This is a genomic window from Pseudomonas sp. YuFO8, assembly GCF_035065025.1.
Lineage (GTDB): Bacteria > Pseudomonadota > Gammaproteobacteria > Pseudomonadales > Pseudomonadaceae > Aquipseudomonas > Aquipseudomonas putida_AE.
This window is the reverse complement of the sequence record NZ_JAXDEQ010000134.1, coordinates 1-446: the sequence shown is the minus strand read 5'-3', so window position 1 is coordinate 446 and position 446 is coordinate 1. Positions and strand designations below refer to the sequence as shown.

The 446-nt window shown below is 51.1% G+C and carries 1 protein-coding gene; it reads left to right on the top strand.

Features of this window, described 5'->3' with window-relative positions; translation table 11 throughout:
- The coding region (locus tag SOP95_RS31645) for a hypothetical protein (protein WP_323609534.1) at nt 1-446 on the top strand (446 nt) is incomplete at both ends.

The following is a 446-nucleotide window of genomic DNA, read 5'->3' as shown; positions in this document are numbered from 1 at the left end:
TGGCCAAGGCGTTTGAATCGCGTGTTGGCGCGCATGCTTTCATGGAGGTGCCGTTCGAGAACGCCAAAACCGGACGCATTTCGTACCGTATCGATTGCCTGCTGGTTGACACGCAGACAGTCGCTTTCATCGAATGCAAACGTCTGTACAGCCCGGAAAAAGCACAGCAACTCGGCGACGACTTCAAGCGAATGAACGTCGAAAACCTTGAAGACATAGTGAAAAGAATCAAGTGCGCCGACGGTGCTGAGCGAAAGGTATACCGCGTCATGCTGACGGAAACTTGGCAAAAAAAGACTGTTGACTGGTGGGTAGCGCGAGATACCAGTCGAAGCTGGAACAACGATTGGTTGCCGGAGCAGCGTGGGTTCGTTGAAGTAAAGGCGTACCAGGGTTTCAACACATTGTATTGGCTATATGCATTTGAACAATTGGAAATCCCGGAG